The sequence below is a fragment of the Methylobacterium sp. A52T genome, assembly GCF_053346095.1.
Map to the genome: position 1 here is coordinate 1 of NZ_JBKFBI010000087.1, position 24,649 is coordinate 24,649.

Below are 24,649 nucleotides of genomic sequence, written 5' to 3' on the forward strand. Positions count from 1 at the left end.
GGCAACGCCGGCGGCAACGGCGCCATGGGCGGCGCCCAGGGTGCCGGCCGGGCCGGCGGCCAGACGGGCGGTGCCGGCCGCAACTGAGCGGCGTGAGCGCGGGGGAGGGGTCGACGGGCTCCTCCCCCGCGTCGTTTCGAGGCTCGTCCGCCGCCCGCCGGCGGCGGACGAGACCCGGTTCAGACCTTCAGGACGGGCTCGGCGATGTCGCCGCCCCCGCCGCGGGCCCTCAGGTAGTCCGGCTGGAACAGGCACATCCGCACGGCGTCGCGGTAGCGCCCGTTCACGAAGAACTCGTCCTTCAGCACGCCCTCGGGGTGGAAGCCGCAGCGCTCGTAGATCCGCACGGCCCGGGCGTTGTCCCGGTCGACGTGCAGGTAGAGCTTGTGGATGTTGAGCACGCTGAACGCGTAATCCATGGCGATCCGGGTGGCCTGCCACGCGTAGCCGCGGCCCTGGAAGCTCGGGTGGATCGCGATCTGGAACTCGCAGCGCCGGTGCAGGTGGTTGATCTCGACGAGCTCGATCAGCCCGGCCGGCTCCCCGCTCGGATCGGCCACGATGAAGCGCCGCTCGGTCTGATTGTGGATGTTGCGCTCGTAGAGCTGCTGCAGTTCGGCGAAGGACTCGTAGGCCTCCTCGAACCAGTAGCGCATGATGCTGTCGTTGTTGTTGAGCTGGTGGACGAAGCGCAGGTCCTCCCGCTCCAGCGGACGCAGCTTGATGGTGATACCGGTCACCGCATTCATGACGCACTGGCCTCGATCAGCTCGCGCAGGAAGTGCTCACCCTGGCCCAGGGCATCCAGGGTGATGAACTCGTCCGGCTGGTGCGCCTGGGCGATGTCGCCGGGGCCGCAGACCACCGTCGGGAGACCGGCCGCCTGGAAGCGCCCGGCCTCGGTCGCGTAGGGGACCGCGACGGTGTGGTTGCGTCCGGCGAGGCGCAGGCAGAGGCGCTCGGCCGCCGAGCCCGGCTCCGGGGCGAGGCCGGGGATGTCGACCTCCTCCAGCGTCTCGATCCGCCCGAACGCGCCGTAGCGATTGAGGCGCTCGCGGGTGACCCGCTCGACCTCGGCCGCGAAGAGCCGCGGGATCTCGGCCGGGTCGAGATCCGGCAGGCCGCGATATTCCCAGAGGAAGCGGCACTCCTTGGCGAGGATGTTGCGGGCGGTGCCGCCCTGGATCGTCCCGACATGGACCGTGGTCGAGGCCGGGTCGAACCGCCCGGACGGGTCGCCGCGCTCGATCATCAGGTCGGCGATCCGGTTGAGGCCGGCGACGAGGTCGCAGGCGGCCGACACGGCGTTCGCGCCGAGGGCGGGGCGGGCGGAATGGGCCTCGTGGCCGTGGACCGTGGTGAGGCAGGTGACGATGCTCTTGTGGGCGTCCGCCACCTCCATCCCGGTGGGCTCGCCGACGATCACCGCCGCCGGCCGGGGCAGGCCGTCGCCGAACCGCGCGATCCCGTCCATCGAGCCGAGGCAGGTCGTCTCCTCGTCGTAGGAGAGCACGATGTGGATCGGCCGCTTCAGGCCGGCGGCGAGCATGTCGGGCACGAGCGCCAGGGCCAGCGCGTCGAAGCCCTTCATGTCGACCGCGCCCCGTCCGTAGGCCCGGCCGTCGGCGACGCGCAGGGTGAACGGGTCGCCGGTCCAGGCCTGGCCGGCCACCGGCACCACGTCGGTGTGTCCGGACAGGACGGTGCCGCCGTCGACCATCGGGCCGACCGTGGCGAGGATGGCGGCCTTGTCGCCCGCCGCGTTCGGGAGGCGCAGATACGGGACGTCCCAGCCGTCGAGATAGGCGCAGACGGCGTCGATCAGGGCGAGGTTGGACTTGTCGCTCTCCGTGTCGAAGGACACGAGGCGGGCGAGCATGTCGAGCGGGCTCAGCCGCTCGCCGGTCGCGGACATGGATTCCTCCGGGGCGAGGCCCCGGCCGGGACCTCAGTGCAGGCTGCGGCGGACGTGCGGGCTGTCGAGGGAGAAGGCGGGGATCTCGGCCTCGAAGCTCTCGCCGGCCACCGTCGCCATGGTGTAGCTGCCGGCCATCAACCCGTCGGGCGTGTTGAGCGGACAGCCGCTGGTGTAGCAGAAGGACTCGCCCGGCTCCAGCACCGGCTGCTTGCCGACCACGCCGGTACCGCGCACTTCCTGGCAGGCCCCGTGCCCGTCGATGATCCGCCAGTGGCGCGAGCGCAGCTGGACCTGCTCGCTGCCGTTGTTCACGATCTCGACCGTGTAGGCGAAGAAGTACCGGCTCTCGGTCGGCGAGGACTCCTCCTCGACGAAACGAGACTGGACCGTCACACTTATTCCCCGCGTCTCGGCCTTGTACATCGCCCTAATTGGCCCTTCTTCGGACGGTACGACTCGCTGAAGCCGAATGGAGCGCGCTTCCCGGCCGGTGGTAGTGGGCGGCGGAATCGCCGTCAATTGCGGCGGACTACCTCGCGCGGCGCGGCGGGCCGCCGGTCGCGGCGCCGGCCTCACGAGGCCTCCGGACGCAGTTAAGCCCGCGTTAGCGGGTCCCGGCGGACAACGCTGCTCGGCGTGACGCGGACCGGCCGGGGCGCGCGAGGGAGTCAGGGGCGCGATGAACGCGGGCGCAGCCACGGGAGCCGCCGAGTCGAGCGCGGACGGCCGATCCGGCATCCTGCCGGCCCAGGCGATCGCCGCCCTCGCGCAGGCGGGTGGCATCCGGAATGCGAGCCCCTTCGCGGCCGATCAGATCCAGCCCGCGAGCCTCGACCTGCGCCTGGGCGCCAGGGCCTACCGGGTGCGGACGAGCTTCCTGCCCGGCTCGGGACGGACGGTCCAGGCCTGCGTCGACCGGCTGTCGCTGCACGCCGTGGACCTGCGCCCGGGCGCCGTCCTGGAGACGGGCTGCGTCTACATCGCGGAGCTTCAGGAGAGCCTCGCCCTGCCGGCCGATCTCGCGGCGGCCGCGAACCCGAAGAGCTCGACCGGGCGCATCGACGTCTTCACCCGCGTGATCACCGACCGGGGCGAGGCCTTCGATCAGGTCGAGCCCGGCTACGACGGGCCGCTCTACGCGGAGATCTCGCCGCGCACCTTCCCGGTCCTCGTGCGCAGCGGCTCGCGGCTGTCGCAGATCCGCTTCCGCCGCGGGGCGCCGCGGCTGACCGAAGCCGAGCTCGGCCTGCTGCACGCCCGCTCGGCGCTGGTCGACGCCGGCAGCCCGTCCTTCCAGGGCGGCGTGGCCGTCTCGGTCGACCTCGCCGGCTTCGACGGCCTCGTCGGCTACCGGGCCAAGCGCCACACCGGCCTCGTCGACGTCGACGCCCCCGGCCGCCACCGGGCGGCGGATTTCTGGGAGCCGCTCGCCGCCGACGGGTCGGGCAGCCTGATCCTCGATCCCGGCCAGTTCTACATCCTGGCCTCCAAGGAGGCGGTGCAGGTCCCGCCGGACCACGCCGCCGAGATGGTGCCGTTCGATCCCCTGGTGGGCGAGTTCCGCGTCCACTACGCGGGCTTCTTCGACCCGGGCTTCGGCTATGCCGGGGCCGGCGGGGCGGGCGCGCGGGCCGTGCTGGAGGTCCGCTCCCGCGACGTGCCGTTCCTCCTGGAGGACGGGCAGATCGTCGGCCGCCTCGTCTACGAGCGGATGCTCGACCTGCCGGAGACGCTCTACGGGGCGGGGGCCGGCTCGAACTACCAGGCCCAGGGGCTCAAGCTCTCGAAGCACTTCGCCCTGTAGTCCGGCCCGGACGCGCCGACGGGAGCATCGACCGCATGGACGCCGTGGACCGGAAGATCCTCGATCTGCTCCAGCAGGACGCGACGCTCCCGGTGGCCGAACTCGCCGAGCAGGTCGGCATCAGCGCGGCGCCGTGCTGGCGGCGGGTGAAGAAGCTGGAGGCGTCCGGGGTGATCCGCCGCCGGGTCGCCCTGGTCGACCGCCGCAAGGTCAACGTCCCGACCACGGTGTTCGTGGCCGTGAAGGCGCCGCGCCACGCGGCGGACTGGTCGGACGCGTTCCGGCGGGTGGTCGCCGGCTTCCCGGAGATCGTCGAGGCGTGGCGCCTGACCGGCGAGATCGACTACCTGCTGCGGATCGTGGTGCCCGATATCGAGGCCTACGACGCGGTCTACCAGCGCCTCATCGCCAAGCTCGACTTCTCGAACCTGTCCTCCTCCATCGCCATGGAGGAGATGAAGTACACGACCGCCGTTCCGACGATCTACGTGGCGTAACCTCCGTGGCGTGACGCGACCGTGCCGCGGCGGAGCTCAGCCCGCCGCCACCGCGTAGGTGCGTTGGATCGACGAATCCTGCGCCCGGTGGTCGTAGCCGTAGACGTGGATCGAGACGGCCGCATCAGGCCCGTCATTGGCGATCCGGTGCAGGTTCGGCCCCGTGGGCATCATGCAGGCGACGAAGCCGGGCTCGCGGACGGCGTCCATGGTCGCCACCGCGTGGGTCTCGCTGATCGGGCGGTACCACGTCTCCCGCAGGCTGCCGCGCAGCAGGCCGAAGCAGCACGAGCAGTGGTGGTCGTGGACTGGCGTGACCGTGCCGGGCGCCCAGACCATCGCCCAGACGCTGATCGCCTCGGTGCCGAACAGGAGATTCCGGCTCAGGCCGGGCCCCCGGCCGACCAGCCGCGAGGGGTCGAGCAGATCCGGCTGGGCCAGGAGGCGCATCAGGGTCGCCCGGGCCGAGGCCAGATAGGCCTCCGGCGAGCGGCTCGCGGAGCGCGCGAGGTTCGCTAGCATCGCCTCGACGTCGGTCGGGGTGGTGGTCTGCGGCATCGGCAGGTCTCCTTCGGTGCCCTTTCACGAGGTTGCACGAAGGATACCCGGAGGTCGCCGACGACGGGTTGCGTTCTCGCGCGTCATCGCGCGCCCGGTGGCAATGTCATTGCCCGGAGACGCTCCCGCAGGAAATGGTGTTGCGCGCGCTCGATCTTTCCCGCGCGGCTGACGCCGGTGCGGCGGGCTCAGCCGGCCGCGGCCTCGTCGAGCAGCCACGCCACGGCGCCCGCGCTGGTCACGCGCCCGGCCGGCAGGGACTCGCCGGCGGCCAGCCGGGCCAGCGGGGCCCGCTTGCCGGCCCCGGTGACGAGGAACAGCACGTGCCGGGAGGACGCGAGCGCCGGCAGCGTCAGGCTGATCCGCGGAACGAACGGCTCCAGGCCGGCCTCGGGCACGGCGGCGACGAGCCGCCGGGTCTCGTCCACGGCGGGCTTGCCGGGAAACAGCGAGGCGGTGTGCCCGTCCTCGCCGAGGCCGAGCAGCACGAGGTCGAACAGCGGGCGGGCCGGATCGAGGCGCTCGGCCCCGTAGAAGTCGAGGAGCGTCCGCTCGTAGGCGCGGGCGCCCGCCTCCGGGCCCTCGTCCGACGGGATGAAGTGGAGATGCGTCGGCGGGATCCGGGACCCGTGCCCGAACGCCTCCCGGACCATCCGGACATTGCTGCGCGGATCGTCCCACGGCACGGCGCGGTCATCGCCGAAGAACCAGTGGATCCGCTCCCACGGCACCCGGGCCGCGTAATCCGGCCCGGCCAGCAGGCCGTACAGCACCTTGGGCGTCGAGCCGCCCGAGAGGCAGAGCGCGATCCGGTCGGACCGGCTCTCGCCGCAGGCCACGATGATCCGCTCGGCCGCCTCGCGGGCGACCGCCTCCGGATCCTTCAGGACGTGGGTTCCGACGGGAAGGCTCATGGGTTCGGGCCCTGCGGCTTCGGGGGTCGGACAGGTCGGCCTGCGGGCGTCCCGCTCAGCCCTTCGGCTCCTGGTGGCCGCCGAAGCCCTTGCGCATCGCCGAGAGCAGCTTGTCGGCGTAGCTCGCGTGCTCGCGGGAGCGGAAGCGGCGGTAGAGGGCGGCGGAGAGCACCGTCGCCGGGACGCCCTCCTCGACGGCGGCGTTGATGGTCCAGCGGCCCTCGCCCGAATCCTCGACGTAGCCGGAGAAGTCGGTGAGCTGCTCGTCGCCCGCGAGTGCCTGGGCGGTCAGGTCGAGGAGCCAGGACGAGACGACGCTGCCGCGGCGCCAGACCTCGGCGATGTCGCCCATGTTGAGATCGAAGCGGCGCTCGGCCGGCAGGTCGGACGCGTTGGCGTGGCGGAGGATGTCGAAGCCCTCCGCGTAGGCCTGCATCAGGCCGTACTCGATGCCGTTGTGGACCATCTTGACGAAGTGGCCGGCGCCGGTCGGGCCCGCGTGGATGTAGCCCTGCTCGGCGCGGGGGTCGCGCCCCTCGCGGTTCGGCGTCTTCGGGATGTCGCCGATGCCGGGCGCCAGGGTCTTGAAGATCGGGTCGAGGCGGTCGACGGCCTCCTTGTCCCCGCCGATCATCATGCAGTAGCCGCGCTCCAGGCCCCAGACGCCGCCCGAGGTGCCGACATCCACGTAGTGCAGGCCCTTCTCCTTCAGGGCGGCCCCGCGGCGGACATCGTCGCCGTAGAAGGAGTTGCCGCCGTCGATGATGCAGTCGTCCGCCTGCATCAGCCCCGAGAGCGCCTGGACGGTCTGCTCGGTGATCGCCCCGGCCGGCAGCATCACCCAGGCCGCGCGCGGCACCTCGAGCTTCGAGACCAGGTCCTCCAGGCTCGACGCGCCGACCGCGCCGGCCTCGACCAGCGCGGCGACGGCCGCCGGGTTCTGGTCGAACACCACGGCGGTGTGCCCGTCGCGCAGGAGACGCCGGACGATGTTGCCGCCCATCCGGCCGAGGCCGATCATGCCGAGTTGCATTGCTGCCCTTCCTTACCGATTGCCCCCGCGCGGCGAGGGTCAGGCCCCTACGGCTCCACCGACGTCACAGGCGATCCGGCCTCGCCCGCTCGCGGGACGAGGCCTGCCGCGGCGGGCCGGCGGCGGGACGGGAAGCCCCCCGCCGCCGGTCCGGAACGGCTAGACGACCGCCATCTTCAGCGCCGCCGCGACCCGGACGAGGCCGGCCTTCGTGTCGCCGCCCTTGAGGTGGACGCGCAGCGCCCGCCGGCCGCGCTCGGCGAGGACGGCGAAGTCGCCCCGCGCCTGCGCCGCGACGACGGTGCTGAACCCGAGCTTCCGGCCCGGGATCGGCAGGTCCTCGGCAGCGTCCGCGGTGATCTGCAGGAACACGCCGGTGTCCGGGCCGCCCTTGTAGGCCTGGCCGGTCGAGTGGAGGAACCGCGGCCCGAACTCCAGGCAGGTCGCGACCTTGCGGGCGTCGCGCACGGCGATCCGCGGCTCCTGCAGGATGGCGGCCGCCTCGGCGTCGCGCGGGACGTAGGCCAGGAGCCCCAGGTAGTCGCCGTCCTTCAGGCGGCCGATCTGCGCCTTCATCGCGGCCTCGAGCCCCTCGGCGGCCGGCTTGAGGGCGTCGGCGTTCCGCGGATCGGCGTAGAGCGCGACCCAGTCGTCCTCGTAGAGCGGCGTCTCGGCGGGGAGGGCGCCCTTCGCCTCGGCCTCGGCGAACAGCTTCTTCGTCTCGACCTTGCTGGCCTCGACGTCGGGCTGGTCGAACGGGTTGATCCCGATCACCGAGCCGGCCACCGCGGTCGCCATCTCCAGGCGGTAGAATTCCTGCGGCAGCTGCTCGATCGAGTCGAGGGTGATGCGGGCGATCGGGTGGCCGTCCCGCTCCAGGGCGCGCAGGGCCTCGTCCTGCGCGGCCTCGGCGTTGCCGTCGAGGCGCAGGTAGATGAAGAACCGGTCGTGGCCGTAGACCGCCGGGACGCCGACCGGCTCGCCGTCCACCGGCACGAGGCCCTTGCCCTGCTTGCCGGTCGATTCCGCGATCAGCTGCTCGGCCCAGGCGCCGAAGCTCGCGATCGCCGGGGAGGCGACGATCGTCACCTTGTCGCGGCCGGCGAGCGCCGCGGCGCCGATGGCCGTGCCCAGCAGGACGCCCGGGTTCACGGCCGGCGGCACGGCCGGGCCGCAGGAGCGGACCATGATGCGGGCGGTCTCGAGGAGCGCCTTCACGTCGAGGCCCATGGCGGCGGCCGGCACGAGGCCGAAGGCCGAGAGCACCGAGTAGCGCCCGCCGATCTGCTTCACGCCGTAGAAGATTTGTTTGAACTTATCGCTCCGCGCGGCGCGCTCCATGTCGGAGCCCGGATCGGTCACGGCCACGAAGTGGTCGCCGGCCCGGTCGCCGAGCACGTCCTTGGCGCGGGCCAGGAAGTAGTCGCGGAAGACGTTCGGCTCCAGGGTCGAGCCGGACTTGGACGCGACGATGAACAGCGTCTTGGCGAGGTCGATGCTCGCCTCCAGGGCGCGCACCTGATCCGGGTGGGTCGAGTCGAGGATCTGGAGCTTCGGGAAACCCTCGCGCTGACCGTAGGTCAGGCTCAGGACCTCCGGGCCGAGGCTCGACCCGCCCATGCCCAGCACCACGGCGTCGGTGAAGCCCTCCGCCTTCACCCAGTCGGAGAAGGCGGCGTAGTCGGCGGCCTTCTCCAGCTCCTCCTCGACGATGTGCAGCCAGCCGAGCCAGTTCGCCTCGTCGTGGCCGGACCAGACCGAGGCATCGCCCGCCCAGAGCCGGCGGATCGAGCCGCTGGCGCGCCAGGACTCGACGGCCTTCTTGGCCTCGGCCGCCAGGGTGTCGTCCATGGCGAGGCTCTGCCCGTCCAGACGGTGCCCCAGCAGCGCGACGCGCTTGCCGGCGACGGCGCCCAGCAGGTTGTCGGCGGCGTCGATGAAGAGCTGCACGCCCTCCTTCACCAGCTGCTCGGCCACCGCCTCGATGTCGATCCCGGCCCGGGCGAGGCGGTTCATCACCGCCTCGGCGCCCGGCACGTCCTCCTCGATCGTGGCCCGCACGACGCCGTGGTCGCGGAACGCGTCCATGGTGGCGGGCGGCATCGTGTTGACGGTGTTCGGCCCGATCAGCTCCTCGACGTAGAGGACGTCGGAATAGGCCTTGTTCTTCACGCCCGTGGAGGCCCAGAGCAGGCGCTGCGCCTTGGCGCCCTTCTCGGCCAGCGCGGTCCACTTGGATTCGGCGAAGATCGTCTTGTAGCGCTGGTAGGCGAGCTTGGCGTTGGCGATCGCCACCTTGCCCTTCAGCTGCTCCAGGGCGAACTTCTCGTCCGGGTCGTTGGCCTCCGCGATCTTCTCGTCGAGGAGCTTGTCGACCAGCACGTCGATGCGGCTGATGAAGAAGCTCGCCACGCTGGCGATCCGCGACACGTCGTGGCCGGCCTTGGCGCGCGCGTCGAGACCGTCGATGAAGGCGCGCGCGACCGACTCGTAGGCCTCCTGCGAGAACAGCAGGGTGACGTTGATCGAGATGCCCTCGGCGGTCAGCTGCCGGATCGCCGGGATGCCCTCCGGCGTGGCCGGCACCTTGACCATCAGGTTGTCGCGGGAGACCGCCTTGTGCAGGCGGCGCGCCTCGGCGAGCGTCGCCTCGGTGTCGAGGGCGAGGTACGGCGAGACCTCCAGGCTGACGTAGCCGTCGGCGCCGTCGCTCGCCTCGTAGACCGGGCGGAGCACGTCGGCGGCCGCCTGGATGTCGGCGATGGCGAGCCCCTCGTAGAGGTCGATGACGCGGCTGTCGCCGGTCGCCTGCACGGCCTTCAGGCTGTCGTCGTACTCGTCCGAGTGGCCGATCGCCTTCTCGAAGATCGACGGGTTGGAGGTGACGCCCCGCAGGCCGTCGCGCTCCACGAGCTGCTTCAGCTCGCCCTTCTCGATGAACCCGCGGGCCACGAAGTCGAGCCAGACCGCCTGATCCTGTTCGTCGTGCAGGGCCTTGAGCGCGTTCATGTCGGTTCCTCGTCTCGCGTACCGCGTACTCTCGCCCGAACGCGCTCTCCCGCCCGGACCGGGCGGGAGAGCAGGCCCCCGGGCTACTTCTTATGCTTGGCCACCTGCGCCTTCGCGGCGTCCAGGACCTTCTCGGGGGTAAAACCGAACTTGGTCTGGAGATCCTTGATCGGCGCCGAGGCGCCGAAGGTGTGCATGCCGATGATCGCGCCCTCGGAGCCGGCGTAGCGGTCCCAGCCGATGACGCTGCCCTGCTCGACGGCGACCCGGGCCTTGACGGCGGGGGGCAGCACCGAGTCGCGGTAGGCCTCGTCCTGGCGCTCGAACAGGTCCCAGGACGGCATCGACACGACCCGGGCCTTGACGCCCTCGGCCTTCAGGGCCTCGTAGGCGCCGACGCAGAGCTGCACCTCGGAGCCCGAGGCGAGCAGGATCACGTCGGGCGTGCCCTCGCTGTCGGCCAGCACGTAGCCGCCCTTGGCGGTGCCGGAGGCGGCCCCGTACTTCGCGCGGTCGAGGGTCGGCAGCGGCTGGCGCGAGAGGGCGAGAACCGCCGGCTGGTTCTTCAGCGTGAAGATCACGCGGTAGGCCTCGGCGACCTCGTTGGCGTCGGCCGGGCGCAGGGTCACGAGGCCCGGGATGCAGCGCAGCGACAGGAGCTGCTCCACCGGCTGGTGGGTCGGCCCGTCCTCGCCCACGCCGATCGAGTCGTGGGTGAAGATGTGGAAGACCGGCAGCTCCATGAGCGAGGCGAGCCGGATCGGCGGGCGCATGTAGTCGGCGAAGACCAGGAAGGTCGCCCCGTAGGCCCGCAGCCCGGAGAGGCCGAGCCCGTTCACGATCGAGCCCATGGCGTGCTCGCGGACGCCGAAATGCAGGTTGCGGCCGCCCGGCGAGAACGGGCCGAACGAGCCCGCGCCCTCGAAGGTCAGGTTCGACTTGTTGGACGGCGCCAGATCGGCCGAGCCGCCGAGCAGGAACGGCACGTGCTGGGCGATGGCGTTCAGCACCTTGCCGGAGGATTCGCGGGTGGCGAGGCCCTTGGCGTCCGGCTCGAAGACCGGGATGTCCTTGTCCCAGCCCTCCGGCAGGCGGCCTTCCAGGAAGGCGTTCAGGTCCTCGGCGTGGGCGGCGTCCGCCTCCTTCGCCTTGGCGAGCAGGCCCTGCCACGAATCGTAGAGGCCGGCGCCGCGCTTGCCGATGCCGTTCCGGAAGTTCTCCTGCACGCCGTCCGGCACGAGGAACTGGGCGTCCTCCGGCCAGCCGTAGGCGCGCTTGGCGCCCTTCACCTCGTCCTCGCCGAGCGCGTCGGAGTGCGCCTTGGAGGTGCCCTGCTTCTTCGGCGCGCCGTAGCCGATCACCGACTTGACGATGATGAGCGTCGGGCGGTCGTTGGTGGCCAGGAAGGTCTCGATCGAGCCCGCCAGCGCGTGCACGTCGTTGGCGTCGGCGACGCGCAGCACCTGCCAGCCGTAGGCCAGGAAGCGGGTCGCGACCTCCTCGCCGAAGGCCAGCTCCGTGTGGCCCTCGATGGTGACGGTGTTGTCGTCGTAGATCCAGCAGAGGTTGGCGAGCCGCAGGTGGCCGGCGAGCGAGGCGGCCTCCGAGGCGACGCCCTCCATCAGGTCGCCGTCCGAGCAGACGGCGTAGACGTTGTAGTCGAACAGCGGCAGGGTCGGCCGGTTCAGGTGCTGGCCGAGGAAGCGGCTGGCCATGGCCATGCCGACCGAGTTGGCGACGCCCTGGCCGAGCGGGCCCGTGGTGGTCTCGACGCCGGTGGTGAAGTGGTATTCCGGGTGGCCCGGGGTCCGGCTGTCGAGCTGCCGGAACTTCTTGATGTCCTCCAGCGACACCGCCGGGGCGTTGCCGCCGTCGCTCTCGGCGACGCCCGCGAGGTGCAGCAGCCCGTAGAGCAGCATCGAGGCGTGGCCGCAGGAGAGCACGAACCGGTCGCGGTTCGGCCAGTGCGGGTGCGCCGGGTCGTAGCGCAGGTAGCGGTTCCACAGCGTGTAGGCGACCGGGGCCAGCGCCATCGGCGCGCCGGCATGGCCGGAATTGGCCTTCTGCACCGCGTCGATCGCGAGCGTCCGGATCGTGTTGATGCTGAGCGTATCGATCTCAGCGAGGGCCGCCTTGGCGGGAGTGTCAGCACCGCTCATGATGTCGCGTCTTCCAGTTCGCCTCGCGCGGTCCGCTTCGCGGCTTCGCGCTGCCGTAGGACGGCGGGAGGAGCTCCGTTGGCCTTACCACCCTGCCGATCCGCCGGCCCTTCGCCGCGCGTATAGCTGAGGAGCGTGTTGACGAGGGCGACGTGGGTGAACGCCTGAGGGAAGTTACCCACAAGACGCTTGGCTTGCACGTCGTATTCCTCGCTGACGAGGCCGAGATCGGTGCAGATGCCGATCAGGCGCTCGATCAGTGCCCCGGCCTCGTCGCGCCGCCCCAGGCCGATGAGGTTGTCCACGTACCAGAAGGTGCAGGGCAGGAAAGCCCCCTCGGAGCCGGTCAGCCCGTCGGTGGTCTGCCCCTCGGTCTCGTAGCGGAGGATGAAGCCGTCCCGCATCAGCCCCTTGCCGATCGCCTCGACGGTGCCGACCACCCGGGGATCGTCCTGCGGGAGGAAGCCGGTATGGGCGATGAGCAGGAGGCTCGCGTCCAGGGCCTTCGCGCCGTAGGACTGGACGAAGCTGTTGAGCGCGGGATCGAAGCCCTTCTCGCAGACCTCGGCGTGGATCTCGTCCTTGACGGCGCGCCAGCGCTCGGCCTGCTCCTGCGTCGCGCCGTTCTCGTGCATCTCGTGCATGCGCAGCGCCCGGTCGAACGCCACCCAGGCCATGACCTTGGAGTGCGTGAAGTGGCGACGCCCGCCGCGCACCTCCCAGATCCCCTCGTCGGGCTCGCGCCACGCGGTCTCCAGGTGGTTCAGGATCGCGAGGCCGACCCGCAGGCCGTCCTTGCTCACCGGCAGGCCGCGGGCATGGGCCTGGTAGAGCGCGTCGAACAGCTCGCCGTAGACGTCGAGCTGGAACTGGCTCGCGGCGGCGTTGCCGATGCGGACGGGCCGCGAGTTCTCGTAGCCCGGCAGCCAGTCCAGCTCGATCTCGGGCAGCAGCCGCTCGCCCGCGATGCCGTAGAGGATGTGCGCCTGCTCGGGATTGCCCGCCACGGCCCGCAGCAGCCAGCCCAGCCAGTCGCGCGCCTCGTCGATGTAGCCCCCGTCCATCAGGGCGATCAGCGTCAGGGTCGAGTCGCGCAGCCAGCAGAACCGGTAATCCCAGTTCCGGATCCCGCCGAGCCCCTCCGGCAGGGAGGCCGTGGGCGCCGCCACGATGCCGCCGGTGGGCTCGTAGATCAGCGCCTTGAGGGTCAGGAGGGAGCGCTGGAGCATCCGGTCCCAGCCCGTGCCGCCGGCGCAGCGCGACGACCATTCGCGCCAGTGCTGGTCGGTGGTCTCGAGGACCTTGCGCGGCTCGATCGGGGGCGGGTCCTCCTCGTGGGAGGCGCCGTAGCTCAGGACGAACCGGTGCTTGTCGCCGGCATGGACGGTGAACTCGGACACCGTCGTCTGCGCGTCCGATCCCTTGAGATGGACGTCGGTGCGCAGCACGACCTTGTGCGGACCCGAGACGGCGCGCAGGTCGCCCAGCTCCGAGCGGGAGACCCAGGGCACGGCCGAGCCGTAATCGAAGCGGACCGCCATCTCCATCCGCATGGCGACGCGCCCGTGCACGCCCTCGACGAGCCGCACCAGATGGGACCCGTCGCCGACCGGCATGAAATCCGTGACCAGGACCTCGCCCTGCCGCGTGGTGTGGCGGGTCTCCAGCACGAGGCTGCCCGGCCGGTAGGACCAGCGGGTCTCGACGTGCTCGGCCTCGGGGAAGATCTTCCAGAAGCCGTGCGCCTCGGTTCCGAGGAGGCTGGTGAACAGGGCGGCCGCGTCGAAGCGCGGCCAGCACAACCAGTCGACGCTGCCCTGACGGCTGATCAGCGCCGCGCTCCGGCAATCCCCGACGAGCGCGTAATCCTCGATGCGTGCAGCCATCCGGCCCCGGCCCCGGTCCGCGGCCGGCAGTCCGGGCCGTCCGCTGCGACGCACCTAGGACGTCCGGTCACGAGATCCAGAGGTCGGGGTGCCCGCCGCTCGACGGGGTCAGCGCAGGCAGTCGGCCACGGCCAGGGCCACCGTGCCCTGAACCGCCCTCGCGCTGCTGCGCACGAGATCCGCCGCGTCGCCGACGGCCCGCGCGGCCGGAACCAGGGTCTCGACCACCGAGGCCGCGAAGGGCATGGCCTGCGACGGGAGCAGGGCGTCCTCGGCCTCATCGGCCGCCCCGCGGGCGGGCGCCATGGGATCGGTATTGCTGCGCGGCGTCTCGGGGCAGCGCCGGCCGGGGCAGGCGCGCCGGCCCGCGGCCGCGACGTGGGCGTTCGCCCGTGCGGCCACGGCCGGACGTGCGGGCAGGGAGCCCGTCCGCGCGATCACGGCGTCGAGCGGGTACTGCTCGGCGAACGCGATGACGGCGGGCGGCCGGCCCGGCGCCGCGACGGCGGCCATCGGCGCGAAATCCGTGGGTCCGGGAGCGGCGGACACGCCCGCTTCGACCCGGGCGCCGGGCTGCCCCGGCTTCGAGGTCGGGCAGTAGAGAGAGGCCACGCCCAGGATTGCCACGACGGCCAGCGTCGGCAGGAAGGGCATGGACACGCGGCCGTGGGCGGCGGCCGTCAGGGCGGGCTGATCTGGCCTGCGCATCCGAATCACCGATCTCCTTGACCGCCGCGAGGCCTGTACAGTGCGGCCAGCATTGCGGCGGAAGCTGGACCGTTTCTTTGCGCGGCGGTTACTGGTGCCGCAAGGTGGGATTCCGCGGAAACGGGCGCCGCGGGCCCAGCACGGGCACGGGCCTTGCTTAGCTCGGGCCGGCCCGCCCCGGGCCGGCCTCCAGAAGAAGACCCGCCCCGTACCGGGCCACGATGACTGAAACCAATCTCACCGTCGCCGTGATCGACCCGAGCCGCGCCCGCGCGGCCATCCTGGAAGAGGGCCTGCGCGCCGCCGGGATCGGGCGCGTGGTCGTGATTCCCGACACCGCCGACCTCATGGAGTGCGTCGCCGCGCTCAAGCCCGACGTGGTGGTGATCCATCTGGAGAGCCCGAGCCGGGACATCCTGGAGCAGATGTCGGGTGTCTCCCGGCAGGTCGAGCGGCCCGTGGCGATGTTCGTCGACCGCTCGGACTCGACCATGATGCAGGCCGCCGTCGATGCCGGGATCTCCGCCTACGTGGTGGACGGCCTGAGGGCGGAACGGATCAAGTCGATCCTCGACATCGCGATCCTGCGCTTCAACGCCTTCGCGCGCCTCCAGCGCGAGCTCACGGAGGCGCGGGGCGAGCTCGCCGACCGCAAGCTGATCGAGCGGGCGAAGGGCATCCTGATGACCATGAAGGGGCTCTCCGAGGACGAGGCGTACAAGCAGCTGCGCCGCAAGGCCATGAACGAGAAGCGCAAGATCGCCGACATCGCCCGGGCGATCGTCACCACCGCGGACCTGCTCGGATGAGGCTCCAGCTCGGCTACGTCCCGCTCTGCGACGCGGCGCCCCTGATCGCGGCCCACGAACTCGGCTTCGCCCGGGCCGAGGGGCTCGACCTCGACCTCACCGCCGAACCCTCGTGGGCGACGCTGCGCGACCGGCTGGCGCTGGGCCATCTCGACGGCGCGCACATGCTGGCGCCGCTGGCGCTGGCGAGCCGGCTCGCCCTGTCGGGGCCGCCCTCCGACCTAATCGTGCCGCTCCAGCTCAGCACCGACGGCAACGCCGTCACGCTGTCCAACACCCTCTGGGCCGCGATGGACCCGGCCAGCGAGGCCCTGGCGGATGTCGCCCGCGCCTTCGCGGGCGTGGCGGAGGCCCGGCACCGCGCCGGCACCCCGCTGACCCTCGGCACGGTCCACCCCTTCTCGTGCCACAGCTACCAAGTGCGGCTGTTCGCCGAGGCCGGCGGCCTCGACGCGGCGGCGTTCCGCACCGTCGTGGTCCCGCCGCAGCACTGCGTCGAGGCGCTGGCGCGCGGCCTGGTCGACGGGTTCTGCGCGGGCGCGCCCTGGAACGACGTGGCGGTCGCGGCCGGCCACGGGCGCGTGGCGGTCCACGGCAGCGCCCTCGCGCCGAACGCGACCGAGAAGGTGCTGGCCGTCTCCGCGCGGCTCGACGGCGCGATCCTGCCGCTGGTGCGGGCGGTCGCCCGGGCCGGACGCTGGTGCGCGGATCCGGAGAACCGGACCGAACTGATCCACCGCCTCGCCCGCCGGACCTACCTCGACCTCGATCCCGCGCTGGTCGGCCGGGCCTTCGGCGATCCGGACCCGTCCGCCGGGCCCGGCACGCGCATCCGCTTCGGCGCGGCGGTCGAGGAGCCGCGCGCCGCGCAGGCCCGGTGGCTGCTGGAGCAGATGCGGGCGTCGCAGCAGGTGCCCGCGCAGCTCGACATCGCGGCGGCGATCGCGACCGTCTACAGGGCGGATCTGTACCGGGCGGCGACCGCGGATCTCTGACGACGGCGACACTTCGCGCGGTTCGTCATCGACCCGCGGAATCGCGGCGAACAGCGGCGGAACGCCGGGCACGCTCGCCCGTTGTGCTTGAGCCATGCCCGGATGCCGCAAACTCGAAACTGGATCGTTGATCTCGCATCCGCGCGGGCGGGTCGAGCTTCGACGCTACGTCACGCGGGGCGGCCGCGTGCCCCGCGCCTGCAACGACAACCGTCGGGCGGGATCGCACCACGCCTGGTACTGGGTCCTCGCCGCGGGCGCGATGCCGACGCTGGGGCTCCTGGCGATGCTGTCGACGCTCCTGTAACGAACCGCGACGAGTATGCGGGCGCGTTCCAGGCGCCGGTATTGCGCGCCTGCGAATCTATTGCTCGAAAATCGGTGTGATCGCGGCGATATCGTCGCGAGAACTGACGTAATACATTCCTCATAATCCGAAGTTCCGCGTTACCGGTCAGCCCACCCAGGCCGACGCGACGATCGACTGCGCGCGGTAGCCCCCGTCGACGCGCCTCCGGAAACGTCCCGACCGTCCTGCCGCTGCCGGAAAGCCCGGTCCGCCCGTGATCGCTTTTGCGACGGGTCGCACAGTTTTTGTGCAGTGCCGAAGCCGCCGCCTCGACGGCCAAAACGTCCCGGCCGCCCCACCGATCCTGCGGGTCCACGCGGCGCTCGCGGGCCGCGCGGCGTCTGGCACGGAACCTGCAAATCTCCCCCCGTCCGTCAACGGCGACGGACAGCGCCGTCAGCGAGGCCGCTGATCCGGTTCTCCCTGGGGCTGAAGCCTGCCGGGAGACGACCGGCAGCGGCTTTTTCGTGGGCGGTCCGCCAACGACCCTGCACTCGAGGTTCCAGACGCGATCGAGCGATGGCGACATCCCCCATGGACACACGCGGACACGACGCGGGCGCCGGGAACGGCCCGCCGCGCGAGAGGCTGGTCGTCGTCGGCAACGGCATGGCCTCGCTGCGCTTCCTGGAGCGGCTGACCGAGGCCGCGCCCGGCCGCTACGACATCACCTGCATCGGGGCCGAGCCCACGGCCGCCTACAACCGGGTCCTGCTCTCCTCGCTGCTCGGCGGCGAGGTCGACGAGGCGGCCTGCGCCTTCCGGGGCCTCGACTGGTACGGGGATCACGGCATCCGCCTGATCACCGGCGCGCCGGCGACCCGGATCGACCGGGAGAACGGGCTCGTCATCGTGGGCGAGACCCACGTCCTGCCCTTCGACAGGCTGGTCCTCGCGGTCGGCTCCCTGCCGATCCGCCTGCCGAAGCCCGGCATGGACCTTCCGGGCGTCATCACCTTCCGCGACCTCGCCGACGTGGCGGCGATCCGCCGTGCAGCCGTGCAGCACGCGAAGGCGATCGTCATCGGCGGCGGCCTCCTGGGCCTCGAGGCGGCGGTCGGGCTCGCGCGCCTCGGCGTCGAGACCACGCTGCTCCACGTCATGGACCGGCTGATGGAGCGCCAGCTCGATCACCACGCCGCCGGGCTGGTGAAGCGCGCCATGGAGGCGCGGGGCGTGCGCGTCATCCTCAAGGCCGACACCGCCCGGATCGAGGGCGCGTCCCGGGTCGAGCGCCTCGTTCTGACGGACGGCACCGCGCTCCCGGCCGACCTCGTGGTGATGTCGGTGGGCGTGCGCCCCTCGGTGGCGCTGGCGCAGGAAGCCGGGCTGGCGATCGGCCGGGGCATCACGGTCGACGACCGGATGACCACCTCGGACCCGCGGATCTTCGCGCTCGGCGAGTGCGCCGAGCACCGCGGCCAGATCTACGGTTTGGTCGAGCCCGCCTACGAGCACGCCGACACGCTCGCCCGCCACCTCTCGGGCGAGCCCGCCGAGTACCGGGGCACGGCCCTGTCCACGAGCCTGAAGGTTTCGGGCCTGCCGGTCTTCTCGGCCGGGATCGTGGACACGCCCGACGACGCGGAGGCGATCGTGCTCTCCGATCCCGGCGCCGGCCTCTACCGCAAGCTGCTGGTGCGCGGCGGCCGACTGATCGGCGCGGTGTTCGTCGGCGACATCGCCGAGCAGGGCGCCTGCAAGGGGCTGATCCGCTCCGGCGACCCGATCGAGAACGTGGACGACTTGATGTTCGGGCGCCCCGCGCCCGAGCCCCTGGCAGCTTGAGGAGGCGCGGATGTCCGAGACCACCACCCAGACCGCCGCGGGCGCGTTCGAGGCCGAGCAGAAGCGCTACCTCGAGGGCTTCGCCTCCGGCATCGCCGCCGTCCGCCTGACCGGCGGCCTCGCCGCGGGCGGGGCGGGGGCGGCCGCGCCGCCAGCCGAGCCGACGGGCCCGGACGCGATCCACATCAAGGCGCAGGACCGGACCGTCAAGGACGGCGGCAAGCTCTGCGACCAGGAGAAGTGGAAGCGCGCCGAGAACCCGTTCGACGGCCACAACCGCCTCATCCGGGAGGCCGCCGCCGGCAAGCAGCCGAAGCCCGAGGACAATTTCCGCTGGCGCTATCACGGGATGTTCTGGGTCGCGCCGAACCAGGTCTCGTACATGTGCCGGCTGCGGATCCCGAACGGGATCCTGCACCACTGGCAGTTCGCCGGCATCGCCGACCTCGCCGACCAGCACGGCGGCGGCTACGTCCACGTGACCACCCGGGCGAACCTGCAGGTGCGGGAGATCGATCCCGAGCACGCCCAGCCCTTCCTCGACGGGCTCACCGATATCGGCCTCACGGCCCGGGGGGCGGGCGCCGACAACATCCGCAACGTCACCGGCTCCTCGACCGCCGGCATCGACGCCCAGGAGCTTCTGGACACGCGCCCGCTCGCCAAGTCCTGGCACAACTGGATCCTGAACGACCGCTCGCTCTACGGCCTGCCGCGCAAGTTCAACGTCGCCTTCGACGGCAGCGGCGTGATGCCGACGCTCGAGGAGACCAACGACATCGGCTTCCAGGCCGTGGAGGTGCTGGACGGCGCCGCCGTGCCGCCCGGCATCTACATGCGCCTCGTGCTCGGCGGCATCTCGGGCCACCGGGACCTCGCCCGCGACACCGGCATCGTGCTGAAGCCCGAGGACTGCAACGCCGTCGCCGACGCGATCATCCGGGTGTTCATCGAGAACGGCGACCGGACCAACCGCAACAAGAGCCGGATGAAGTACGTCCTCGACGCCTGGGGCTTCGACAAGTACCTCGCAGCCGTCGAGGACAAGCTCGGCCGCAAGCTCGACCGGGTCGCGCCGGAGCACGTCGCGCCGCGGAAGGCCACCGACCGGTTCGCCCATGTCGGCGTCCACGCCCAGAAGCAGCCCGGCCTCAACTGGATCGGCGTGGTCCTGCCGGTCGGCAAGATGACCAGCGATCAGGTCCGGGCGCTGGCCAAGATCGCCGCCGAGTGCGGCGACGGCCAGATCCGCCTGACCGTCTGGCAGAACTTCATTTTTTCCGGTGTTCCGGACGCGAAAGTCGCCGAGGTTGAGCAGCGGGTGCTCGATCTCGGCCTCACCACCAAGGCGGCGGGCATCCGCTCCGGCCTCGTGGCCTGCACGGGCGCCCGAGGCTGCAAGTTCGCGGCCTCCGACACCAAGGGCCACGCGCTGATCATCGCCGACCACGTCGAGACGGCCCTGCCGAACCTCGACGTGCCGGTGAACGTCCACCTCACCGGCTGCCATCACAGCTGCGCCCAGCACTACATCGGCGATATCGGGCTGATCGGCGCCAAGGTCGTCGTCTCGGAGGAGGGCGACACCGTCGAGGGCTACGACGTCGTGGTCGGCGGCGGTTTCGCCGAGAACCCGAAGATCGGCACCGAGATCTGGAAGGCCGTGAAGGCCGAGGATGCGCCCGCCCGCGTCGAGGCGCTGCTGCGCGCCTACCTCGCCCTCCGCCAGGGCCCCGAGGAGAGCTTCCAGGCCTTCACCAGCCGCACCGGCGCGGAGGCGCTCCGCGACGCCGCCGAGGACCAGCCCGCCCTGAAGGCCGCCGCATGACCCAGCACGTCTCGCCCCCCCTCATCCTGATCCCCGAGACCGCGCCCTTCAACGAGGACCAGCGCGCCTGGCTCTCGGGCTACTTCGCGGCCCTGCTCGGCCCCGCCGTCGAGGGCGCGACGGCGCTCGCGCCCGGCGAGGGCCCCGCCACGGGGCCGAAACTCGCCGACAACGACGATGCCCCCTGGCACGACCCGTCCGTGCCGATCGCCGACCGGATGGCGATGGCCAAGGACCGGCCCGAACCGCAGAAGCTGATGGCCGCCATGGCCCAGCAGGATTGCGGCCAGTGCGGCTACAACTGCGCCGACTACGCCAACGCCATCTTCCTCAAGAACGAGGCGCGCCTGAACCTTTGCCAGCCCGGCGGCAAAGAGACCCTGCGCATGCTCAAGAAGCTGGACGAGGAGTTCGGCGCCGCAGGCGGCGCCTCCGCGGCGCCGAAGGCGGAGGACGACACCCCGAAGGCGGCGGCCGATCTCGGCCCGCTCGGCTACTGCCGCGAGAACCCGGTCGAGGCGCTGTTCCTGTCCCGTCGACGCCTCAACGATCCGGGCGGCGAGAAGGAGACGTGGCACATCGAGATCGGGCTCGACGGCACGCCGATCCAGTACGAGGTCGGCGACTCGCTGGGCCTGTTCCCCGCCAACGCCCCGGCCCTGGTGGATGCCGTGATCGCGGAACTCGGCGCCCGGCCCGAGCGGGTGATCGGCGAAAGAACCCTGCGCGAGCACCTGCTGATCAACTACGCGCTCGGCGCGGCGCCCGACAACCTCTACCAGCTGCTGTCGCTGCTCACCTCCGGGGCGGCGCGCAAGAAGGCGCAGGCGCTCGCCTCCGGCGAGGATCCGGACGGCGACGCCGCCTATCTCGACGTGCTCGGCGCGCTCCACAAGTTCCCGGGCGCGCGGCCCGACGCCGAGGTCTTCCTGGAGGCCTTGGACGAGCTGCAGCCGCGGCTCTACTCGATCTCGTCCTCGCCCAAGATGGATGTCGGCCGCGTGTCGCTGACCGTGGACGCGGTGCGCTACAACCACCGCTCCCGGCTGCGGCTGGGCGTGGCCTCGACGCACCTCGGCGAGCGCCTGCCCGAGCAGACCAAGGTGAAGGTCTACCTCCAGAAGGCGCACGGCTTCGGCCTGCCGGCCGACCTGTCGAAGGACGTGATCATGTGCGGTCCCGGCACCGGCATCGCGCCGTTCCGGGCCTTCCTGCGCGAGCGCGCCGCCACGCGGGCGCCGGGCCGCAACTGGCTGTTCTACGGCCACCAGCGGCAGGCCTCGGACTTCTTCTACAAGGACGAGCTGAACAGCCTGAAGGACGACAAGGTGCTCACCCGCCTGTCCCTGGCCTGGTCGCGGGACGGGACGGAGAAGACCTACGTTCAGGACCGGATGCGCGAGAACGGCGCCGAGCTGTGGAAGTGGCTCGAGGGCGGCGCGCATTTCTACGTCTGCGGCGACGCCAAGCGCATGGCCAAGGACGTCGAGCGGGCGATCATCGACGTGGCGGCGCAGTTCGGCGGCAAGAGCCCCGAGGACGCGGTGGCCTATCTCGCGGCGCTCAAGAAGGCCGGGCGGTACCAGGCCGACGTGTACTGAGCGCCGAGCCCCCGCCCCACGAGGGAACGGGGAAACGGCGGCGCGAAGCTTGCTCCCATCCGGGACGACCCTTCGAGGACTCGAGCCATGACCCAGCCAGTGGCGGCGCCGACGGTGCGGACCACCTGCCCCTATTGCGGGGTCGGGTGCGGCGTGCTCGCGACCCCGGACGGGCAGGGCGGCGCCACCATCGCGGGCGATTCCGAGCACCCGGCCAATTTCGGCCGCCTGTGCTCGAAGGGCTCGGCGCTGGGCGAGACCCTGTCGCTCGAGAACCGCCTGCTCCACCCGCAGGTCGACGGCGTCCAGGTCTCGTGGGACGCCGCCCTCGACACGGTGACGGAGAAGCTCCGCGCGGTCGCCGCGGAGCACGGGCCGGACGCGATCGCCTTCTACCTGTCGGGCCAGCTCCTGACCGAGGATTACTACGTCGCCAACAAGCTCGCGAAGGGCTTCATCGGCACGCCGCACGTGGACACCAACTCGCGGCTGTGCATGTCGAGCGCGGTCGCGGCCCACCGCCGGGCCTTCGGCTCCGACACGGTGCCGGGCTGCTACGAGGATCTCGACGAGGCCGACCTGATCGTGCTGGTCGGCTCCAACACCGCGTGGTGCCACCCGGTCCTGTTCCGCCGCATGGCCGACGCCAAGGAGCGCCGCGGCACCAAGTTCGTGGTGATCGACCCGCGCCGGACCCAGACCGCGCAGGAATGCGACCTGTTCCTCGGCATCCGGCCGGGCACCGACACCGCCCTGTTCTCGGGCCTGCTGGTCTACCTGTCGGACAACGGTTTCCGCGACCGCGCCTTCATCGATTCCCACACGGCCGGCCTCGACGGCGCCCTCGACCGCGCCCGCCAGATCGCGCCGGACCTCGCGGCTGTCGCCGCCGTCACCGGCGTGACCGAGGCCGACATCGCGGCCTTCTACGCCCTGTTCGCCGGCACCCGCCGGGTGGTCACGGCCTTCTCGCAGGGGGTGAACCAGTCGGCGCAGGGGACAGACAAGGGCAACAGCATCATCAACTGCCACCTCGTCACCGGCCGCATCGGCGAGACCGGGATGGGGCCGTTCTCGCTGACCGGCCAGCCGAACGCCATGGGCGGGCGCGAGGTCGGGGGGCTCGCCAACATGCTGGCCGCCCACATGCACTTCACGCCCGAGGAGGTGGACCGGGTGCGCCGCTACTGGGGCGCCCCGCGGATCATCACCGGCGAGGGCATGAAGGCGGTGGCCCTGTTCGAGACGATCGGCCGGGGCAAGATCAAGGCGCTCTGGGTGATGGGCACCAACCCGCTGGTGTCGATGCCGCGGGCCGACGCGATCCGGGACTCGCTCGCCGGCCTCGACCTCTACGTGGTGTCCGAGGCGGTGGCGGATTCCGACACGGCCCGGGGGCGGGCCAAGACCACCGTGCTTCTCCCCGCCCAGGCCTGGGGCGAGAAGGACGGCACGGTCACCAATTCCGAGCGCCGGATCTCGCGCCAGCGCCGGTTCCTCGCGAGCCCCGGCGAGGCCCGGCCGGACTGGGCGGCGCTGGCCGATGTCGGCCGTCGCCTCGGCCACGGCCGGGCCTTCGCGTTCGACTCGGCCGCCGCGATCTTCCGCGAGCATGCCGGGCTCTCGGCCTACGAGAACAACGGCACCCGCGACTTCGACCTGGGCGCGCTCGCGGACATCGGCGACGCCGCCTACGAGGCGGCCCTGCCGGTGCAGTGGCCGATCCCGAAGCGCTCCGGCTTCCGGGGCGCCCCGCAGGGCAAGGCGAGGCTGTTCGGCGACGGCCGGTTCTACACCTTCGACCGGCGCGCCCGCTTCGTCGCGGTGCAGCCGCCGGCCCTCGCGCTCGCGGCCTCGGCGGCGTTCCCGCTCATGCTCAACACCGGCCGGGTCCGCGACCACTGGCACACGATGACCCGCACCGGGAAGAGCCAGCGGCTCTCCGCGCACCGGGCCGTGCCGTTCGTGGAGGTCCATCCGGACGACGCGGCGGCCCACGGCCTCGCGGAGGGCGACATCGCCCGGCTCACGACCGCGCACGGCGCGGCCGAGCTGGAGGTGACGGTCACCGACACGGTGGTGCCGGGCAGCCTGTTCATGCCGATGCACTGGGGCAGCGCCTTCGCGTCGCGGGCCCGGGTCGGCGCGCTGGTGCGGGGCATGACCGACCCGGTCTCGGGTCAGCCCGAGCTCAAGGCGACCCCCGCGGCGGTCGAGCCCGTCGGTTACCGCGCCCGCGGCTTCCTGCTGACGCGCCGGCAGGTGGCGCTGCCCGAGGGCTGGTGGTGGGCGCGCGCCGCGATCACCGGCGGCTGGGGCGCGCAGTTCGCCACCGCCGACAGCTCCCGGGCCGTGGCGCTGATGGTGCGCGGGCTGATCCAGAGCGAGGCGCTGCCGGGCGGCGAGCTGGCGGAATACGCCGACCACGCCCGCGACCGCTACCGCTGCGCGGTCTACGACGGCGACCGCCTCGTCGCCTGCCTCGCCTACGCCCCCGCCGCCGAGCGGCCGGACTGGGAGGCCGCCAAGGTCCTGTTCGCCGCCGAGGCGCCCGACGCCGCCGAGCGGCGGGGGCCGCTCTCCGGCCCCCCGGCGACCGCCCCCGCCGGGGCCGGCGGCCTCGACGCGGCGGCGTTCCGCACCGTCGTGGTCCCGCCGCAGCACTGCGCCGAGGCGCTGGCGCGCGGCCTGGTCGACGGGTTCTGCGCGGGCGCGCCCTGGAACGACGTGGCGGCCGCGGCCGGCCACGGGCGCGTGGCGGTCCACGGCAGCGCCCTCGCGCCGAACGCGACC

The 24,649-nt window shown here is 72.1% G+C and carries 19 protein-coding genes; 9 read left to right on the forward strand and 10 right to left on the reverse strand.

The genetic code is table 11. The features are described 5' to 3' along the window. Nucleotides 1–179: 179 nt before the first annotated feature. The 3 genes from speG to apaG are packed head-to-tail and all read right to left on the reverse strand — an operon-like array spanning nt 180 to nt 2,341. Nucleotides 180–749, reverse strand: coding sequence for a spermidine N1-acetyltransferase (speG, locus tag ACLBYE_RS19670; RefSeq protein WP_056533992.1), 570 nt, complete (start codon nt 747–749; stop codon nt 180–182). Next, nucleotides 746–1,915: an acetylornithine deacetylase gene (gene argE / locus ACLBYE_RS19675; RefSeq protein ID WP_447695444.1), complete on the reverse strand. Its 1,170-nt coding sequence runs from the start codon at nt 1,913–1,915 to the stop codon at nt 746–748. The genes speG and argE overlap by 4 nt, the downstream gene beginning before the upstream one ends. A gap of 33 nt (nt 1,916–1,948) precedes the next feature. Beyond that, a complete protein-coding gene (apaG, locus tag ACLBYE_RS19680) occupies nt 1,949–2,341 on the reverse strand; it encodes a Co2+/Mg2+ efflux protein ApaG (RefSeq protein WP_012319280.1) in 393 nt (130 codons plus the stop codon). Between the two features lie 256 nt (nt 2,342–2,597). Between apaG and ACLBYE_RS19685 the strand changes: the two genes are divergently transcribed. Both ACLBYE_RS19685 and ACLBYE_RS19690 read left to right on the forward strand, forming a co-directional pair. Then, a complete protein-coding gene (locus tag ACLBYE_RS19685) occupies nt 2,598–3,722 on the forward strand; it encodes a 2'-deoxycytidine 5'-triphosphate deaminase (RefSeq protein ID WP_447695445.1) in 1,125 nt (374 codons plus the stop codon). Between the two features lie 35 nt (nt 3,723–3,757). Beyond that, complete coding sequence (locus ACLBYE_RS19690; protein ID WP_012319278.1) at nt 3,758–4,219, forward strand: Lrp/AsnC family transcriptional regulator; 462 nt, start codon at nt 3,758–3,760, stop codon at nt 4,217–4,219. Between the two features lie 36 nt (nt 4,220–4,255). On the opposite strand, the gene ACLBYE_RS19695 is transcribed toward ACLBYE_RS19690, so the two are convergent. The 7 genes from ACLBYE_RS19695 to ACLBYE_RS19725 form a co-directional block, all read right to left on the reverse strand. After that, complete coding sequence (locus ACLBYE_RS19695) at nt 4,256–4,777, reverse strand: cysteine dioxygenase (protein WP_447695446.1); 522 nt, start codon at nt 4,775–4,777, stop codon at nt 4,256–4,258. A 188-nt stretch (nt 4,778–4,965) separates the two neighbouring features. Next, entirely contained in the window at nt 4,966–5,691 is a 726-nt protein-coding gene (gene pgl / locus ACLBYE_RS19700; protein WP_447695447.1) for a 6-phosphogluconolactonase, read from the reverse strand. A gap of 55 nt (nt 5,692–5,746) precedes the next feature. Then, the gene (gnd, locus tag ACLBYE_RS19705; RefSeq protein WP_020094173.1) at nt 5,747–6,724 is read right to left on the reverse strand and encodes a phosphogluconate dehydrogenase (NAD(+)-dependent, decarboxylating); all 978 of its coding nucleotides are present in this window, start codon (nt 6,722–6,724) and stop codon (nt 5,747–5,749) included. A 159-nt stretch (nt 6,725–6,883) separates the two neighbouring features. Then, nucleotides 6,884–9,733: a bifunctional transaldolase/phosoglucose isomerase gene (locus ACLBYE_RS19710; RefSeq protein ID WP_447695448.1), complete on the reverse strand. Its 2,850-nt coding sequence runs from the start codon at nt 9,731–9,733 to the stop codon at nt 6,884–6,886. Nucleotides 9,734–9,816: 83 nt separating this feature from the next. Further along, a complete protein-coding gene (tkt, locus tag ACLBYE_RS19715; RefSeq protein ID WP_447695449.1) occupies nt 9,817–11,892 on the reverse strand; it encodes a transketolase in 2,076 nt (691 codons plus the stop codon). Beyond that, nucleotides 11,889–13,778, reverse strand: coding sequence for a glycoside hydrolase family 15 protein (locus ACLBYE_RS19720; protein WP_447695450.1), 1,890 nt, complete (start codon nt 13,776–13,778; stop codon nt 11,889–11,891). Before ACLBYE_RS19720 ends, tkt begins: the two co-directional genes overlap by 4 nt. Nucleotides 13,779–13,886: 108 nt before the next feature. Beyond that, entirely contained in the window at nt 13,887–14,486 is a 600-nt protein-coding gene (locus ACLBYE_RS19725) for a hypothetical protein (protein WP_447695451.1), read from the reverse strand. A 221-nt stretch (nt 14,487–14,707) separates the two neighbouring features. Between ACLBYE_RS19725 and ACLBYE_RS19730 the strand changes: the two genes are divergently transcribed. The 7 genes from ACLBYE_RS19730 to ACLBYE_RS19760 all read left to right on the forward strand — a co-directional run. Beyond that, entirely contained in the window at nt 14,708–15,295 is a 588-nt protein-coding gene (locus ACLBYE_RS19730) for an ANTAR domain-containing response regulator (RefSeq protein ID WP_447695452.1), read from the forward strand. After that, nucleotides 15,292–16,290 (forward strand): CmpA/NrtA family ABC transporter substrate-binding protein, encoded by a 999-nt coding sequence (locus ACLBYE_RS19735; protein WP_447695453.1) that lies wholly within the window; start codon nt 15,292–15,294, stop codon nt 16,288–16,290. The genes ACLBYE_RS19730 and ACLBYE_RS19735 overlap by 4 nt, the downstream gene beginning before the upstream one ends. Before the next feature lie 127 nt (nt 16,291–16,417). After that, nucleotides 16,418–16,597: a hypothetical protein gene (locus tag ACLBYE_RS19740; protein ID WP_020094181.1), complete on the forward strand. Its 180-nt coding sequence runs from the start codon at nt 16,418–16,420 to the stop codon at nt 16,595–16,597. 576 nt (nt 16,598–17,173) lie between these two features. Continuing rightward, a complete protein-coding gene (locus ACLBYE_RS19745) occupies nt 17,174–18,427 on the forward strand; it encodes an NAD(P)/FAD-dependent oxidoreductase (RefSeq protein WP_447695454.1) in 1,254 nt (417 codons plus the stop codon). Nucleotides 18,428–18,437: 10 nt separating this feature from the next. Beyond that, nucleotides 18,438–20,255, forward strand: a complete 1,818-nt coding sequence (locus ACLBYE_RS19750; RefSeq protein ID WP_447695455.1) for a NirA family protein — start codon at nt 18,438–18,440, stop codon at nt 20,253–20,255. Then, a complete protein-coding gene (locus ACLBYE_RS19755; protein ID WP_447695456.1) occupies nt 20,252–21,856 on the forward strand; it encodes a sulfite reductase subunit alpha in 1,605 nt (534 codons plus the stop codon). The genes ACLBYE_RS19750 and ACLBYE_RS19755 overlap by 4 nt, the downstream gene beginning before the upstream one ends. A gap of 87 nt (nt 21,857–21,943) precedes the next feature. Next, nucleotides 21,944–24,649: molybdopterin-dependent oxidoreductase (locus ACLBYE_RS19760; protein WP_447695457.1), on the forward strand; the 2,706-nt coding region annotated here is incomplete at its 3' end.